This window comes from Bhargavaea massiliensis (assembly GCF_018390575.1).
Classification (GTDB): Bacteria; Bacillota; Bacilli; order Bacillales_A; family Planococcaceae; genus Bhargavaea; species Bhargavaea massiliensis.
In genome coordinates this window covers 69,188-86,241 of the sequence record NZ_JAHBCJ010000003.1, presented here as the reverse complement: position 1 = coordinate 86,241, position 17,054 = coordinate 69,188, and the positions used below count along the sequence as shown (strand labels likewise).

At 52.0% G+C, this 17,054-nt stretch carries 17 protein-coding genes and 1 riboswitch; of the genes, 1 reads left to right on the top strand and 16 read right to left on the bottom strand.

Features of this window, described 5'->3' with window-relative positions; translation table 11 throughout:
• Positions 1-172 precede the first annotated feature (172 nt).
• The 12 genes from KHA84_RS05310 to KHA84_RS05255 all read right to left on the bottom strand — a co-directional run bounded on the left by KHA84_RS05310 (position 173) and on the right by KHA84_RS05255 (position 10,557).
• Positions 173-1,162, bottom strand: a complete 990-nt coding sequence (locus KHA84_RS05310) for a nuclease-related domain-containing protein (RefSeq protein ID WP_213422496.1) — start codon at positions 1,160-1,162, stop codon at positions 173-175.
• A 408-nt stretch (positions 1,163-1,570) separates the two neighbouring features.
• Positions 1,571-1,987, bottom strand: a complete 417-nt coding sequence (locus tag KHA84_RS05305) for a VOC family protein (RefSeq protein WP_213422495.1) — start codon at positions 1,985-1,987, stop codon at positions 1,571-1,573.
• Between the two features lie 143 nt (positions 1,988-2,130).
• On the bottom strand, positions 2,131-2,661 hold the full coding sequence (locus KHA84_RS05300; RefSeq protein WP_236823134.1) for a hypothetical protein: 531 nt from the start codon (positions 2,659-2,661) through the stop codon (positions 2,131-2,133).
• 146 nt (positions 2,662-2,807) lie between these two features.
• Positions 2,808-3,011 (bottom strand): hypothetical protein, encoded by a 204-nt coding sequence (locus KHA84_RS05295; RefSeq protein ID WP_213422494.1) that lies wholly within the window; start codon positions 3,009-3,011, stop codon positions 2,808-2,810.
• A 104-nt stretch (positions 3,012-3,115) separates the two neighbouring features.
• The gene (locus KHA84_RS05290) at positions 3,116-4,075 is read right to left on the bottom strand and encodes a 2-hydroxyacid dehydrogenase (protein WP_213422493.1); all 960 of its coding nucleotides are present in this window, start codon (positions 4,073-4,075) and stop codon (positions 3,116-3,118) included.
• A 69-nt stretch (positions 4,076-4,144) separates the two neighbouring features.
• Positions 4,145-4,819: a transposase gene (locus KHA84_RS05285; protein WP_213422492.1), complete on the bottom strand. Its 675-nt coding sequence runs from the start codon at positions 4,817-4,819 to the stop codon at positions 4,145-4,147.
• Between the two features lie 162 nt (positions 4,820-4,981).
• A complete protein-coding gene (locus tag KHA84_RS05280; protein ID WP_213422491.1) occupies positions 4,982-6,259 on the bottom strand; it encodes a TRAP transporter large permease in 1,278 nt (425 codons plus the stop codon).
• Positions 6,256-6,774, bottom strand: a complete 519-nt coding sequence (locus tag KHA84_RS05275; protein ID WP_213422490.1) for a TRAP transporter small permease — start codon at positions 6,772-6,774, stop codon at positions 6,256-6,258. Before KHA84_RS05275 ends, KHA84_RS05280 begins: the two co-directional genes overlap by 4 nt.
• An 18-nt stretch (positions 6,775-6,792) precedes the next feature.
• A complete protein-coding gene (locus KHA84_RS05270) occupies positions 6,793-7,809 on the bottom strand; it encodes a TRAP transporter substrate-binding protein (protein WP_213422489.1) in 1,017 nt (338 codons plus the stop codon).
• 74 nt (positions 7,810-7,883) lie between these two features.
• Positions 7,884-8,645 carry an SDR family NAD(P)-dependent oxidoreductase gene (locus KHA84_RS05265; RefSeq protein WP_213422488.1) on the bottom strand — a complete coding sequence of 254 codons (762 nt, stop codon included), beginning with the start codon at positions 8,643-8,645 and terminating at the stop codon, positions 7,884-7,886.
• Between the two features lie 78 nt (positions 8,646-8,723).
• Positions 8,724-9,710 carry a transketolase family protein gene (locus KHA84_RS05260; RefSeq protein WP_213422487.1) on the bottom strand — a complete coding sequence of 329 codons (987 nt, stop codon included), beginning with the start codon at positions 9,708-9,710 and terminating at the stop codon, positions 8,724-8,726.
• A gap of 1 nt (position 9,711) precedes the next feature.
• Positions 9,712-10,557, bottom strand: coding sequence for a transketolase (locus KHA84_RS05255; protein ID WP_213422486.1), 846 nt, complete (start codon positions 10,555-10,557; stop codon positions 9,712-9,714).
• Between the two features lie 219 nt (positions 10,558-10,776).
• Here KHA84_RS05255 and KHA84_RS05250 point away from each other — a divergent pair, with 219 nt between their 5' ends.
• Positions 10,777-11,766 carry a LacI family DNA-binding transcriptional regulator gene (locus tag KHA84_RS05250; protein WP_236823133.1) on the top strand — a complete coding sequence of 330 codons (990 nt, stop codon included), beginning with the start codon at positions 10,777-10,779 and terminating at the stop codon, positions 11,764-11,766.
• A 49-nt stretch (positions 11,767-11,815) separates the two neighbouring features.
• Here the strand turns inward: KHA84_RS05250 and KHA84_RS05245 are convergent, their stop codons facing one another.
• The 4 genes from KHA84_RS05245 to KHA84_RS05230 form a co-directional block, all read right to left on the bottom strand.
• On the bottom strand, positions 11,816-12,868 hold the full coding sequence (locus tag KHA84_RS05245; protein WP_213422484.1) for a ribonucleotide-diphosphate reductase subunit beta: 1,053 nt from the start codon (positions 12,866-12,868) through the stop codon (positions 11,816-11,818).
• A gap of 47 nt (positions 12,869-12,915) precedes the next feature.
• Positions 12,916-13,362: a flavodoxin gene (locus tag KHA84_RS05240; RefSeq protein ID WP_213422483.1), complete on the bottom strand. Its 447-nt coding sequence runs from the start codon at positions 13,360-13,362 to the stop codon at positions 12,916-12,918.
• Between the two features lie 58 nt (positions 13,363-13,420).
• A complete protein-coding gene (locus KHA84_RS05235; protein WP_213422482.1) occupies positions 13,421-15,622 on the bottom strand; it encodes a ribonucleoside-diphosphate reductase subunit alpha in 2,202 nt (733 codons plus the stop codon).
• Positions 15,623-16,032: 410 nt separating this feature from the next.
• A riboswitch (cobalamin riboswitch) is annotated at positions 16,033-16,212 on the bottom strand.
• Positions 16,213-16,390: 178 nt separating this feature from the next.
• The gene (locus tag KHA84_RS05230) at positions 16,391-17,014 is read right to left on the bottom strand and encodes a GntR family transcriptional regulator (protein ID WP_213422481.1); all 624 of its coding nucleotides are present in this window, start codon (positions 17,012-17,014) and stop codon (positions 16,391-16,393) included.
• Between the last annotated feature and the right edge of the window lie 40 nt (positions 17,015-17,054).

Here is a 17,054-nt window from a genome sequence, read left to right as displayed (position 1 = left end):
AATGTGGCGGCGGTGGCGGCGGTGGTTTCGTCATTCATGGCTTCGGTTTCGTCATTCGGGGCTGCGGTTTCGTCATTCATCCACCTCCAGGACATGAACGACGAAACTTTTCGGCCGAATGATGAAACTGGCTTAACGAATGATGAAACCGGACGGACAAATGACGAAACTGTCAGCGGCAACGTTTCTGAATCAGTGATTTTCCTGCCAAATGCCTCATCGGATCAAACCGGAAAGCCCGTTTGCTGGTGCTTCCGAGTACGTCCAGCTCAAAACTGCTCAGGTGCCGATGTCCGGTTGATACCGAGGGAATTCCGGTAAAATCACAGTAGACCCGGGTAGTGATGATGGGGTTGATCAGCAAGAAGCAGTCCAGCAGGGCATCCTGGTACGGATTGCCCGTTGGTTGACCACATTTCGCACATTCTAGCGTCCTAATCGTCTTCCAACCCAAGATAGTATGACAGGTTTCGCATAGGAGACCTCTTTTATAGTCATCAGGATGGATATCATATCGCAGATCGGTCCGGACCCACTCCGGTCCCAACTGCTCCTGGAGGATACGGTCTACGATTGCACTAGCTGGGGTGTTGCCGATGGCGGCTGTTGCCCCGAAATCCCGCCGCATGATGTATGGCAATTCCTTTACCGAGACAAACGGGGCATGTTCAGGCAAGCCGAGCCACGTGTTGCGGGCGGCAAAGGCCACCACGCCTTTAACGCTCATCATCAGTTCCCTTTGCCGAAGCCATTCGGTTAGACCTTCCTTTTGATTTTCAAGCTGGATGATCGGGCAGTCGAACGTAAGAATCGAACCGTCTTCCTCGATGCGTTCCAGCCTGCGGGGGTTCTCCTGGTAGCGAAGTGTCCCTCTGAGCAGTTTTGACTCAATGATTCCGATTCCGCGATCCGTCACCATCAACGTGTCAAACTGTGCGACATGTGACTTATTAATCCTGAGACGGATATCCCGCAGGATCCACCATTCCCTCGGCAATCGCAATCCTTCCAAGTATTGATCAACCTTTTGTTCCCCGCTGAATCCCGCTTCCAGCCTCTTGATCTGATCGGCAATCCGCACCAACTCCCGATGACCCGGATATAACCTCCGCTGCATGCATTCCAACGTCAGCAATTCTAATGGATATGGCCGTACCCCCAACTCGATCCCCCCTTTGTAAAACCATATCACGCCATTAAGCAGCGAAATACTCAGTTCGGAAAGATTGCAAATTGAGGCACTTATTGATGCCGAATTTAAATAATGATCAAGGAAGTATACCAAAATTTAATTTTGCCGAGTTAATAAAGTCACAATTGACACTGGTTCAAATGATGGTTTCGGCATTCACGGCTTTGGTTTCATCATTCACACTCTTGGTTTCGCCATTCACTGCGCCAGTCTCGTCATTCCGCGCCTCAGTCTCGCCATTCGCACTCACACAAAAACCCCGCCACCTCCCATCCGGGAAGTGAGCGGGGGTCATTCCAAATTGGCCGCAATCGCCGCGGCAACATTGCCAGCCGGTAGTCGGGAGCCGGTTTGTCATCTCCCCGGACACTGCGACCTTTACTTCTGGTCTTTTGAATAATTCAAATCCCAAGTAAATCCGAACCGGTCCTCCACCTTTGCATACAGCGCGCCCCAGAATGTTTCCTGGATTTCCATGATGCGGCGGCCTTCGTCGAGGAGGGTGTTGTAGAGGCGGCGGATTTCTTCTTCGGATTCGCAGTCGATCAGGAGGGAGATGCTGCGAACGGGCACTTCCGGCTGCGGCTCGGTGGAGTCGGCGAGCATGAGCTGGAAGTTGCCGCGCTTCAAGTGGCAGTGGATAACAAATTCTTCGGCGCCTTCGGGTGTCGGGAAGTCGGCTTCGCCGTAGGTTTGGATGCCGAGGTTCTCCATTCCGAACAAGTCCGAATAAAACACGGCCGCTTCCTTTGCCCGGCCGTAGAACGTTAGGTAAGGTGTGATGCATTCTTTCATCTGGTAACCGCCCCACTTTCTGATTGTCTTCCTTTATCATACCCGATTTCTGAGGGGATGAGCCTTGAGTGATTGCTGCTCAATCACAAATAAGGCGCACCGGATATCTTTCATTCAAACCAGTGCGCGCTCTATTAAATAGATTATTTCAGATCAATATTAACTGGGTGATTTTCAGTGTAGTCCATGTCATCCCAAGAGAAGATGTGGAGGATCATCTCGATATTGTCTTCCATTTTCGGAAGGTCGCCTTCATAGTTCTGAATTTCTAGAACTGCATCTGCGAGCTTGCCTCCAGAGACTTCCTGGCTCATCGACAGCATTGCGTCATCGACCATTTTACCATCCGCGGATACTTCACGGGCTTGTACTTCAATTGTATCTTCCCGCTTGTTTTCCACTTCGAAAGTCACTTCCACTTTTTCTTCGTCCCACATCTCATCTACCACTTTTTCGACTTTCGTCAGCGTGGCTTTGATGTTTTCATTATCTACAATCACTTGTTCAAATTCTTTGCTGAAACCATCTGCAGCGGACTCCGTTTGTTTTTCCTCAGCCTGTTGGGTCTCTTTCTCTTCCGCAGGTTCTGACGAGTCCGATCCTGTTGTTTCTCCACCGCAGGCTGCTAGCACCATCGCACTTCCGAAAATCGCGGCTAATAGTCTTTTGTTCATCTTGCAATACCCCCTATTACCTTAAATCAAGGATATTGTACCAGACGATTTACTTTTTTACCATGACGTTCCTGCAGTTCTCAACACTTGGAGTACATCAGCACTCCAATAAAACCCGCTTCACCTTGCTGGGAAGCGGTTGGTTTTCACTTGCTTTTGCAATCAAATTCATACGAGCTGGTGAACGTGTTATAAATCGCGAGGTCCACTGTCCCCCCGTTGTCCAGGCAGCCTTCGGTCAGGGCGCTGATTTCCTGCTTGGTGAAGTAATGTTGCACGGCCAGAAGAATGGCCGCCACGAGCAGGAGGGTGACTGCGAGAATGCCGATCATGTGTCTCGTTTGGATCATGATGTCTCTCCTCTTTTATCTGATGCGGTCTGACTGTACCTTCTTCGGCTTCAAAAGGACGCCGGCGAGTGTGACCAGCCCGGCCACCAGTAGTTTCTTCATCTTTACACCACCCGGTTTTCAGGGGTGCGGCCAGACAAGACCGCCTCTATGTCTTCCGCGTTCATGCGCATCATCGCGAGGCGCGTTTTGACGCTGGCACTGCCGATATGCGGGAGTGCGGTCACGTTCGGCAGAGTGAGGAGTTTGTGGTCGGCGCCGATCGGTTCGCCTTCGAAGACGTCGAGCCCGGCGGCCCAGATGTCCCCGTTTTTCAGGGCTTCGTAGAGCGCTTCTTCGTCGACGATGCCGCCGCGCGCGGCGTTGACGAGGACGGCGGTCTCCTTCATGAGGCCGAGTTCGCGTTCGCCGATCATGCCGCGGGTTTCGTCGGTGAGCGGTGTGAGGATGACGACGAAGTCGGATTGCCCAAGCAGGTCATCCAGCTCGGCGTACCGGAAGCCGAACATCGACTCGGCCTCCGGCTTGCGCGTGCGGTTGTGGTAGAGGACGTCCATGTCAAAGCCCGCTGCGCGGCGTGCGACACCTTCGCCGATGCGGCCCATGCCGACGATGCCGAGCGTGGCGCCAAAGATGTCCATGCCGGTGAAGCCCATCGGCGACCAGGACGTCCACTTGCCCTCGCGCAGGAAGCGCTCCGCCTGGCCGGTCTGCCTTGCCGCCGCGAGCATGAGCGTGAACGCCAGGTCGGCAGTCGTCTCCGTCAGGACGCCCGGCGTGTTGGTGACGATGATTCCCCGCTTCTTGGCCGTATCGACGTCGATATTGTTGTAGCCGACGGCGAGGTTTGCGATCACTTGGAGCGTTTCCCCTGCTTCTATCACATCCCTGTCGACGGTGTCCGCCACATTCGTCCAGAGCGCGTGGGCCGTCTTCGCCTTTTCAATCAGCACCTCTTTAGGCGGAACCTCGTCCTCGCTCGGCCACATGTCCACCTCAAACTCTTCCCGAAGTCTTGAGACAGCCTCTTCCGGCAGCTTTCTAGTAATAAAGATGTTCTTCATTCCCCGCATCCCCTTTCAATCATTGTGAAAAACCGCCGGAACCTGCATTCCGGCGGTTTGGATCAAGCATTATTTGGCCGCGACGGCTTCCTTTACCTCGGAATGGTCGTCTTCTTCGACTTCAACCACCTCGACCTCGTCGATCTGATCAAGAAGGCGGAGAAGGCGGCGGCGGTTGATCGTGCGCCCGGCTTTTCTCAGCTCAAGCAAAATCCAGTCCGGATCCAGCACATCTTCCTGTTCCATCAGGTGACGCATCAGGGCGATGTCTTCGCGGTCGCGGTCGGACAGCTTGTTTTCGGGCCGGTTCACGTAGTTGTAATAACCGCTTTCCGACACGTCGAGCGTCATGCAGAGCCGGCGGACCTTATGCTCATCCTTCATTTCATGAATGGCATCAAACCGCTCGGTCTTTTTAATGTCGACCATCGACGTGAATTTCTTCAGGATGTCGTTTTCCTCACGCAGCCGGCGCACTTCTCGCTCCAGCTCGCGGAGGCGGCGGTTCGGATCGATGCCCGGGGATTTCGGCTGGCGGCCGCGCTTTTTCGGGATGAGGCCCTCCTCGCCGGATTCCCCGTAGGCATCAAGCCAGTTTTTCAGCGTGTTCGGGTGGACGCCGAATTCGCGGGCGACCGCTCCCTTTTTCCGCTTCTTTTCAAGGACTTCACTCACCGCCCGGAGCCTTTCCTCAAATGTTTTTTGTGGTTTGGCTTCTTTGTCTTCCATCACGTTAGCCGCCATGCAGTTCTCCCCCTTGAACAAATTATCATTGACGCAATTATAACAAATCCCTCACGTCAATTGTCCAAGTTTATGAAAGGGAATACATTTTTTTATGGTTATTGCCACGATTTTTATCATAGAAATATTTCAACTTTTATCAGATATGCTTCAAGCACTCATTCATTGCGTAAGTAGCAACGATAGAGATGGGATAAATGTGATAAACATCAGCGCAATCAACAGCACAATGAAAAACGGTACAACCGCTCTTACAATCGTGGAAACAGACAGCCCTGATATGCCGGAACCTACAAACAAGTTGACCCCAAGCGGCGGAGTAAGGAATCCAAGTGCCAGTGCCGAAATCATGAGAACGCCGAAATGGATCGGGTCTACCCCAATTCCAATTGCAACCGGGAGCAAAATTGGCGTGAAAATGATGACCGCCGCAGACGTATCCAAGAAGCAGCCCACAATTAAGAGTAACAAGAGAAGAAGCAATACAATCGTAAATTTATTATCTGAGAGTGACAGCAATGCATCGGCAAACGCCTTTGGCATCTGTTCCATAGAGAGAATTGTGCCAAATGTATTGGCAGTTCCGATAATCAAGAGGATAACAACGGAATTCAGCGCAGCATCTGCAAGTATTGGTTTAAAACCAGCGATTGTTAGCTCGCGATGAAGAACGAATCCGACCACAGCTGAATACACCACGGCAACGACAGCCGCTTCTGTCGGCGTGAATATTCCTCCATAAATTCCTCCGAGTATCAGTATGGGGACGAGGAGAGACCATTTTGCCCGATAAAGCGCACTCCACATCTCCTTAATGGAGAAGGGCTCATTGTTTCCTTTGTAGTTCTTCTTCTTTGAATAGAAATAAATCCAGGCTATTATTGTAAAGCCCATCAAAATTCCCGGAAAAATCCCCCCCATAAATAGGTCCCCGATTGACTGATTCCCGGACACCCCGAAGAGCACCATGGGAATACTTGGAGGGATAATAATACCAAGTGAACCCGCTGATACGACGACTGCAGTTGCGAATTTCTTGTCGTAACCTTGTGAGACCATCGCGGGGATCATGATCCCCCCCACTGCTGCAACGGTAGCCGGCCCGGAACCTGAAATCGCCGCAAAAAACATTGCGGTAATTACGGCAGCCATGGCAAATCCTCCCGTGAATCTGCCGACAAACACATTCGCAAGGGCAAACAAGCGGCCTGAGATGCCTCCTTTTCCCATAATCTCACCGGCAAGAATAAAAAACGGGACAGCCATCAGTGCAAAATTATCAGTTGAAGTCACCAAACCTTGCGTTAGGAATGTTATGGAAATGTTTGTGGAATAGAGCGCGGTCACGACTCCGGACAGTCCTAGTGAAATCCCGATTGGAACAGACAAAAGCATGAACAAGAAAAAACTCCCGAAAAGAATGAATGCCGTTGCTGTCATGCAGCCTCACCCTTCCAGCCGAGGGTGTGCTTCTGCTTTATCGCTTTGCCTTGCCTCAGCACTTTATAATGGAGCACGAACCGCTGGAGCAGGCGGATAATTGTGAGGCCCATCCCCGCAACAGGTGCCGTATATACATAGCTCATCGGAATTTCAAGTGCAGCCGACTCCCTCGTAATCTTGGCAATGATATCCAATCCATAAATGGTGACAATGATCGTGAATATGAGGAAGAAGAAATCTGCAATGATCGCAAACACCAATTTCCCCTTTTCCTTAAACATGATCGGAAGGATATCGACTGCAAGATGGGCGTTTCGCTTTACCCCATAGCTGACACCTATATAGATCATCCAAATGAACGCATAGCGAGCAATCTCTTCAGACCATGTTAGGGAATTGTTGAACAAATACCGCATCACAACCTGTGAGAAGATGACGACAACAGTGAAAACACTAAGGAACATTAACAGATATTCTTCCAAGTTTTTATCAAGCCATTTGAGTACGTTCATTTTTCTCACCCCCCTTATTCACCGAATCCTTTCTACTGCAACAGCATCAAGTACGCGATTGACCAAGTCCTCTCCAAACCGTTTCCTGAATGAATCGTAAACTGGTTCTGCTTTTTTTCTAAATGGCTCTGTATCAGGTGTAAGGATAATGGTTCCGGCCTCTTCCAGCTCTTGAATCATCGCTTGTTCATTCTCTAAAACAAGGTCCCGGTGGTATTGCGCCACTTCCTTTGCTGTAGTTTGCAAAAGGTTCTGTGTTTCAGGAGATAGGGATTGCCAGAATTCCTCATTCACCGCAACCGGCACTGAGCTGTACTGATGTCCGGACATAATTAGGTAATCTTGAACCTCGTAGAGCTTATTGGCATAGATATTAGGCACCGGGTTCTCTTGGGCGTCTACGGTTTTCTGTTGCAAGGCCATGTACAATTCTCCGAACGCCATTGGTGTAGGGCTTGCCCCGAGCGCCTGGAAGGTGGTCAGGGATATTGGGAATTCTGGCGTCCTGATTTTTAATCCAGCCAAATCATCAGGACGTTCAATAGGTTTATTGGCGGTGATGTGGCGGAATCCATTTTCGAAATAACCGAGGACTCTTAAATGGTGATCCAGTAGATAGCTGCCGACTTCATCCCCCAGCTCTCCGTCAAGCGTGTTCCACGCCTCTTCGTGTGAGTCAAAAAGGTACGGAAGCTCGAATACGCTGATCCGCTGGTCATACTGACTGAAAGCACTGGCAGCAACCATCTGAAGGTCATTCAGCGTAACGCTTTCAATCATTTCCCCCTCCGAACCAAGCAACTCGTTCGGGTACACGAGAACCTCAATGTTGCCGTCCGACCGTTCCTCCACCAATTCCTTAAATTTCATGACTGCCAGATGCCGCTCATTCGTCTCGGCAGCTCCATGCCCAAACCGGATTGTGATTTTGTCATCATTCGAATTGGCCACTTTACCGGAAGCGAATATGATATACAGAAGGCTTCCTGCAAGTAAAAACACACCTGTTAGTGCGATAAACCGGATAAGCTTCATTCAATCCCTCCTCTTTTCATGGCTCACCTTGAATGGTAGCGCTTACAAACTAGAGCAAAGGGCAAATAGCCCTTTTAGTCGATATGTGATCCGCCATTGATGTCCAGTTCTTCCCCGGTAATGTATCCTGCTCCTTCAGATGCGAGGAATGAGATGGCATACGATACGTCTTCCACTTGTCCAAGACGGCCCACTGGAATGTCAAGCTTAATCGCCTGTTCCATTTCTTCGGTCATCAGCCCTCCCGTAATATCCGTTCCGCCAATTAAGCCCGGCGCAACCGTGTTGCATGTAATCCCATAACTTGCGACTTCCCTAGCAACTGCTTTCGTGAAACCGGTGAGGCCAGCCTTAGCAGCGGAATAATGAGATCCCCCGAATACACCGCCTCCGCGCTTACCGGACACCGAACTTAAGTTAACGATTCTTCCATATCGGTTTTCCTTCATATATGGAAGGACAGCCTGTGTCAGTAAGAATGGGCCTTTCAAGTTTACGTTGAGTACAAGATCCCATTCATTTTGTGTAATCTCTTGGACTCGCGAAGGCCGTGAAACCCCTGCATTGTTAACAACAATATCAATTTTGCCTACTTTCTCGACCATCTCTTCGACAACACTTTGCACCTGCTTTTGATCAGTCACATCCAATTGGACTGCGTAAGCTTTCCCTCCTTTACCTTCAATCTCATTGGCACCTGCTTCAACACCGTTCTTATTGATATCCGCAAGTACCACAGTTGCCCCCCGTTTGCTGAGCTGGCGTGCTATGCTCATGCCGATTCCTTCCAAGGAAGCCGCCCCTGTAATTAGTGCTACTCTATTCTCGAAATTCATGTACTCCACTCCTCATCTACAAATGCACAAATCAGAGAAGTTTCCAGACTGCCGGTCCCTTCTCTGATTGCCGGGTTATTAGTTGTTCAGCAGTTCCTCAGCGACCGAGGCAATTCCCTTACCGTCCAGCTTGTAATGCTGGTACAGGTAATAAGGCTTGCCGATCAGTGAGTATTCATCGTAGAAGCCGTGACGCTTGAACTTGCAGTTCACTCCGGATTCCATCAGCACTTCCGCCACCGCGCTGCCAAGACCGCCCATGACATTATGCTCCTCGACGGTCAGGATCGCTCCCGTCTCCCGTGCTGCATTCAGTACCGCTTCCCTGTCCATTGGTTTAATAGTATGCATATCAATCACCCTGACTGAAATACCCTTGTCCTGAAGCTGTTCAGCCGCCTGAAGTGCTTCATGAACTTCGATGCCGCAGGCGATGATGGTCAGATCGGAACCCTTGCGCAGAATGTTTGCCTTACCAATCCTGTTTTGGACTTTGGCAGGGTCTTTCGTGTATACCTGTTCTTCCCGTCCGCGGCTGACACGAAAGTAGATAGGCCCTTCATAAGTCTTTACTGATTCCTCCACCATTTCCGCCATAGCAACACCATCTGCTGGGGAGATGACCGTCATATTTGCCATTGACCGGGTAATGGCAATGTCTTCCGTTGCGTGGTGGGAAGACCCGTAAAAGCCCATGGCAATTCCGGTATGTGTCCCGATTAGACGGACATTCAAATTTGGATATGCAACCGCTGTCCGGATATTTTCGGCCGCCAGAATGCCCAGGAACGATGCATACGTCGCGACAAACGGGATCTTCCCTGTGCTTGCCAACCCGGCGGCCGCTGTGACCATGTTTTTCTCTGCAATTCCGAAATTGAAGAAGCGGTCCGGGTACTTTGCCCCAAAATCCCAGAGCCGTGTCGGTTTTCCGAGGTCCGCACAGAGTGCAACGATTTCCGGATGGTCATCGCCAAGCTTGGCCAAGGTCTCTCCCGCGGTCAACTGTTTTGCCATTTCAGTACTTTTATATAGCTCCCATGTGTCTTTATGGAAAGTCGTCATCTCAGTTCATCTCCTTTATTTCATTGATGGCTCTGATCTTATCGTCTTCTCCCAGATTGGCAACGTGCCACTCATAACCGTTTTCCATGAACGAGACGCCTTTGCCGGCAACGGTATCTGCGATGATCACTGTCGGTACATCCGTATCGGGTGAAGGCAAGTTCTCGAATGTCCTGATCAACGCCTCGATATCATGGCCGTCCACATCGATAACATTCCAGCCGAAGCTTTCCCATTTGTCGCGGATTGGTTCGATGCTCATATTCTCAGCTGTTACCCCATCCACGGTGACTTTGTTGTTATCGACGATAGCCACCAAGTTCCCCAGCTTAAAGTTAGGCGCGCTCATTGCCGCTTCCCATACTTGCCCCTCTTGAAGCTCTCCGTCTCCCATTAGGATATATGTCCGGTAATCGAGGCTGTCAAGACGAGCGGCAAGTGCCATTCCCACACCGACTGACAAACCGTGCCCTATAGAACCGGAGCTAAAGTCGATTCCCTTGATTTTGTTCATGTCTGGGTGGTCGCCGAACGCACTGCCAACTTCAGTGTACGTGTCCAGCTCTTCCTTGGGGAAGAAACCGACATCTGCCAGAAGCGGGTATACCCCGACAGCTGAATGCCCTTTCCCCATGACAAACCGATCCCTATTCTCCCACTTCGGATTGTTTGGATCATAGCGGAGCACGTAATAGTAAAGCGTTGCAAAAATTTCTGAGCACGAGAACGACGATCCGTAGTGCCCGCTCTTTGCAAGTGAAATTAGACGGATTGTTTCCAGTCGAGACAGTTTTGCTTTTTCTTTGATTAAGTTGACCTTTTCTTGGCTAGCAGTAAGATTGACCATTTGAATCCTCCTTTTGAGGTTTTCCGGTTAAACGTTTAACCTCTTTTGTTAGTTTTAATACTATCTTGTAAGCGTTTTACCGTCAACAGTTTTTTGAAAATTGATTCTTTATTCCCGGTTTTCACAGATGTACATGCTGAATTGAATATCCATGGTGGAAGGGATAGAATGTTATCACGTTAACGGTTTAACCAAGGGGGATCAGTCGTGAAGATGACCATGAAGGAAATCGCGAAAGAAGCCAATGTATCAGTGGCGACCGTTTCCCATGTGATCAATGGCACTAAACAAATATCGAAAGAAACCCATTCCAGAGTGATGGGTGTGGTAAGGAAATATAATTACATGCCGAATCAGGCTGCAAAAACATTGAAACAGCAAAAAACAATGACCGCAGCGCTTGTCGTCTCAAGTTTGCCGGATACATTCGTTTCCGAAATGACCTACGGCGTGGAAGAGAGAGCCAGGGAGATGGGTTATCATCTGATGCTCGTGAACACAAATGAGAATATTCTCTACGAAAAGAAGACCATCAATGTACTCCATTCGAATATGGTGGATGGAATCATCCTATCCCCAACTTCAAGTGACCTGGAGTACTTAAATGAATATACGGAGGCGGGCTTTCCGATTGTTTTAGTCAACCGCCACCATCCTGTCGTCAAAAATACTCCGAGAGTGACTGGAGATAACTATCAGACAGGATATGATGCGACGCTTCACCTGCTGGAACATGGCCACCGGGAAATCGGAATCATATATGGTGTTCCTGATGTTTCCACAACCAACGACCGGATTCGGGGTTACCGGGACGCATTGGAAGCTTACGGGGTACCGTTCAACGAGAATTACCTGGAGTTGGGTGCCGCCACGAAAAAAGGTGCTGCGCTTGCAGTCGAAAAACTATTGAAGAGATGCCGGCAAATTTCCGCATTGTTTATCTTGAATGACTTGATGACCATCGGGACGATTTCCAAATTGAAAGAGATGAAACTCCGTATACCGGATAACGTGGCCATTATCGGCTTTGGGGACTTCCCCTCGGCAGAAATCATCGATCCACCAGTCACAAATATCGTTCAGCCACCGGAACAGATTGGCCGCATCGCATTTGACATTCTGCTCGATAGAATTGAAAACCCCGGAAACGTCAAACATATAGAGTTGCCTGCAAATTTGGTTATACGGAAATCGTGCGGATGCAAATGAATTTAAGAAAGCTGCTGGGAAGCATGATGCTTCCCAGCAGCTTTATGATTTAAAGGTCGTCAAACCCGTTCAGGTCACTTGTTTTCGTGTACTGCCTGGAAGTCTGCTCGAAAAAGTCCGTTTTTGTATCGTCAAAACTGTCGACATAGGCGCGGATCCATTTCATCGGATTGTCCGTGTGTTCAGGATAAATCTCGGATAATCCAAGCATCCGCAGCATCTTATTGGCCCTGTATTTAATGTAGCCTTCCATCTCCTCCAAATCGATGCCGTCCACGCCATCCAGCACATAGCGGCTCCACAGAGTTTCCTGCACGACCGAATGGCGGTAGGCGTCATAAATCCACTCCGTGAATTCAGGTGTGTTCAGCTCCGGATTTTCCCCCATCGCTGCGCGGAACACATCGCTCATCGCCTTCCCGTGCTCGAGCTCGTCGCGGTTGATGTAGCTGATCATCGTCGACGTGCCGACCATCTTCCCGTTGCGGGCGAGGTTATAGAAGAACGCAAAGCCGGAATAAAAGAACAGACCTTCCAGAAGCGTCGTGTACACCATCGCCTTGAGCGCGTTTTGGGTGGTCGGATCGGTCGCGAAATCATTGTACACTTCGGCGATCCGCTCGTTCCGTTTCAGGAGGACCGGATCGTGCCGCCCGGTCTCAAAGGAACGGACCTGATTGTCGAACGTCGTGACCGAGCTCAGCACATATGCGTAGCTGTGGTTGTGCTCGCTTTCCTGGTCCGCGATCGTCGCGAAAAGGGATTTGACGGAAGGATCCGTCACGTAATGGGCAAGCTTTGCCGCGACGTCCGTCTGGGGCCCGTCGAGCGTTGCGAGCAGGCCGATGATTTTCAGGAACGCATCCTGTTCGTTTTGGGAGAGGTTCGGAAACTGCTTCACGTCTTGTGTCATGTCGACCTCATTGGCCGTCCAGAACAGGGACCGGATCCGCTGGCGGAGCTTATAAAAGTGCGGATACTTCAGGTCATTCCAGTTCAGGATGCCGCTTGCCTCCCCGCCGAAGATCGCCGTCGCCCGGTTCGGATTGACCGGGTCCAGCACCTTCACGCGAGTCAGCAGATCGGTGGATTGTGTGGTCATGGGTGTGGCTCCTTTCTGGTGTGCAACAAATTGGGTCGAGCGAGCGCTCAATTGGACATCCGGATTCCGGCGCCTGCACGCTCTTCTACACGGGACGTCCATGCCCGGACTGCTTCCTCCTGCCCGCCGCGCGGGCTCTGCTCGATCTTGAGCGGCGGCAGCGGGGACTCGTAAAATCGTGCGAGCTTGACGGCGGCCCTGCAGAACAGCGCGTCGCCGCCAAATTGGGTATCGCCGGTCCCGAAAATGAAAGTGTTTGGCGGCTTGTAGCCGACATCCAGGATAAAATCCTTTACTTCCTCGGGAACGCTGCCTTCCGCCCAGGTAAATGAGCCTAATATTAGCGCGTCAAAATGTGCGATGTCAGGTGTACGCTCCGCGCCAATCCAATGAAAACCGACGGCATGTCCCGCTTTTTCAAGGAAGTCGGCGATCAGTTCCGCCGCTTCTTTCGTGTTGCCGCTATAGGTGGCATAGGCGATCAAAAATCTCATCGTCTTCCCTCCTCTGACAGGGCCCGGAGTTGCTTAACACTCACCCGCTGTCCCACCTTTACGACTCGCACCACTCGCACTCTTCAATGTCGCTTGCGGTGGAGCGGGTGTAGTAGGTCGTCTTCAGGCCCGATTTCCATGCCTGGAGGTGGAGGTCCAGCAGCACACTGGCACGGATCGTGTTCGGGACGTACAGGTTAAATGAGATTGATTGGTCGATGTGGCGCTGGCGGGCGGCGTTTTGCCGGACGCTCCAGCGCTGGTCGACGATGTAGGCGGAGCGGCGGTAGATGTCGTAGGTCCGGTGATCGAGATCCGGTGCCACGACCGGAAGTTTATAGTCTTTCTTTTCCTCGTGATAAAACGGCTTGAAGACCGGGTCAATCGATGCGGTCGAGCCCGCGATGACGGAGGTCGAGGAGTTCGGTGCGACAGCCATCATGTAGCCGTTGCGGACGCCGCTTTGTCCGACTTTCTCACGGAGCGCCTCCCACCGTTCGCCTTTATATCCGCGGCGTTCGAAAAACGCTCCGGTCTGCCAGTCCGACCCGGAGAAAAGCGGATACCCGCCCTTCTCCCCAGCCAGCTTCGCTGAGGCTCGGATTGTATAGTAGGCGATGTCCTCATACAGCTTGTCAGCGAATTCGACGGCCTCTTCCGACTCCCATTGGATGCTTTTCTGCGCCAGCAGGTGGTGCCAGCCGAATGTGCCGAGGCCGATGCCCCGGTAGCGCCGGTTCGTCACTTGCGCCTGCAGAACAGGGATTTGGTTCAGGTCGATGACGTTATCGAGCATGCGCACCTGGATATCGATCAGCCTGCCGAGGACGCCCGCCGGAACGGCTTTCCCGAGGTTGATGGAGGACAGGTTGCAGACGACAAAGTCGCCCGGGGTGCGGCGGCTGACGATGACGCCGTCTTCCAGCACTTCCTGCGATGCGCTTGTCGCACTCATGTTCTGGGCGATTTCCGAGCACAGATTGGACGAATAGATGATGCCTTCATGCTTGTTCGGGTTCATCCGGTTGACTTCGTCGCGGTAAAACATGAACGGCACGCCCGTCTCGAGCTGGCTGCGCATGATTCGCTTCATGATATCGATCGCCGGCACTTTTTCAGAATGGATATCCGGGTGCGCGACGCAGTCGGCATAGCGCTCGCGGAACGAGCCGGCACCGAAGGATTCATCGTAGAAATCCTCAAGCGACCAGCCCATGACGGCGCGAACTTCGTGAGGGTCGAACAGATGCCACTCGCCGCGCGCCTCGACCTGTTCCATGAAAAGGTCCGGCAGGCAGACGCCGGTGAAGATGTCATGGGCGCGAAGGCGCTCGTCTCCGTTGTTCAGCTTGAGGTCGAGGAACGTGAGGATATCCTTATGCCAGACATCGAGGTAGACGGCGACCGCGCCCTGGCGCTGGCCAAGCTGGTCGACGGATACCGCGGTGTTGTTTAGCTGCTTGATCCACGGAAGCACGCCGGATGACGCGCCCTTGAATCCGCGGATCGCGGCGCCGCGGGAGCGGACTTTCCCCATATAGACGCCGATTCCGCCGCCGTATTTGGACAGGTTCGCGATGTCGGTGTTCGAGTCGTAGATGCCCTGAAGCGAATCGTCGACAGTGTCGATAAAGCAGGATGACAGCTGGCCGTGCGGCTTCCCTGCATTCGCAAGAGTCGGTGTTGCGACAGTCATGTAGAGATTGGAGAGCGCCCAGTAGGCTTCGTTGATTTTCCCGAGGCGGTCTTCGGTTTCATTTCTCATCAGGGTCATGGCGATCACGAGCCATCGCTCCTGCGGCAGCTCGACCCGCTGTTTATTGAAATCTGTCGCCACGTAGCGGTCGGTGAGCGTTTTCAGACCGGTGTACGTGAACAGCCGGTCACGTGACGGGTCGAGGAACGTGCCGATTTCATCCAATTCGCGATCGGTGTATTGTTCGGTGAGCGCGGGCGCGTAGAAGCCGGCTTCGACCTGCGTGCGGACATGGCGCGCGAAATCGCTGTAGACGTCTTCGTTGCCGCGGCGCTCCTGCTGGTCGCGGTACAGTTGGGCAAGCAACACGCGCGCCGCAACATCCGTCCAGTATGTTTCCGATTCGTCCACGCGGCCGAGCGCCGAGCGGATCAGGTGCTGCGTGAGGGACGGGCCGCTATAGCCTTCAGCTGCGCGGCGGAGCGGGGCGATTTTCTCTGACGTGAATTCCTGTTCTAGCGCGGTGAGGATGTCGAGCTGATCTGTCGGTTTGGTGGTGACCATGGGAATTCCTCCTTTTGATGGGTGCGTGGGATCCGAGTGCGTTCAAGTGGTGCGCGAGTGCTTCGAAAAGGAACGTGAGTGCGTTTAAAATGGCCTCGAGTGTTTCGAAGTGGCGCCCGGGTGAGTCCGCGTCACTTAAAGTGAAGGAACGGACCTCCTCCGGCTTTCAAAGCACTCGACCGGATGTTGGAAGCACTCGCGAGTGATTTCGAAGCACTCGCCCAAAACTTCGAAGCACTCCCTTCAGAAAACGCGCAAAAGCCCCGTCCGAAGAAGATTCTTCGGCGGGGCTTCCGCTTTTTGGCGTGTGGGTAATGGAGGATCGGGGCCGGGGGATGAATAAAAGGATAAATGAAAGATATGAATGGCCGGCGCCCGTTCGCTTCCACCTCTCAACCCCCGAAGAAAGTGTCGCTTGCGATGGGCGGCAGGTCTACTGGCTCGCGCTTCTCTCTTCCGCCGGCCTTCCCGCAGCATCGCTGCAGTGGCTTGTTCGGCGGTCGTCGGCGCTCACAGTTGCGGGGACAGCTCCGGCTTTTATCCGGATTCCCTATTAAACCGCGATCGGTACCAACCCATCGTGACTACAATATATAGTGTTGTTAACGCTCATATAGCCTAACATATTGTGTTTCAAACCTAAATAGGACGAAAGGCCATGAAAATCATCGAAACGTGTCAGCCACACACGGCTTCTACTATACCAGACATATAGCGCTCCGCAAGGGAGATCGGTTATTCCACCAGTTTCATTTCCCGTTACCGCCTTCATTCTTCCCAACCTACAATAGACAACGTAAATTCCAAGTCCGCTTCCAGATGTTCCTCCATCAGCCGGCCCGCTTTTTCCGCGTCTCGTGCGGAAATAGCATCACAGATTGCGGCGTGTTCATCTAGAAGGCCGGGTCGCTTGTTGATGACGACCGCACGGCTAAACAGGTAGATGATGGACTGCATGCGGTTGACGGTATCAATCATCACCGGGTTCCGTGTTTCTCTGACGATGAGGTCGTGGAACCGTTTGTTCTCCTTGACGACAGCGGCGGAGTCACCGGTGTTTTCCCGGGCCTCCACGACCGTTTTTTTCAGATCTTCCAAATGTTCGTCCATCATGTAAACGGCTGCCATTTTGGCTGCATGCGCTTCGATGAGGATGCGCATCCTAAAGTGATCACGCAGTTCTTTTGCGCTAGGTTTAAAGACTTTTTTGCGGCGGACAAGGCCTTCCTGTTCAAGTCTGCGGATGGCTTCCCTGACTGGAGTACGGCTCACGCCGATTTCTTCGGCCAGGCGCTCTTCAATCAGTTTCGTCCCGCCCGGATAAACTCCGGTGACAATCTGTTCACGAATTTTTTCGTAGGCAAGCGTTTGTGCTGCACCTCCGGATTTCATCAGCCTTTCCCGCCCCTTTCCTCATTTCGCTCTCTTCCTA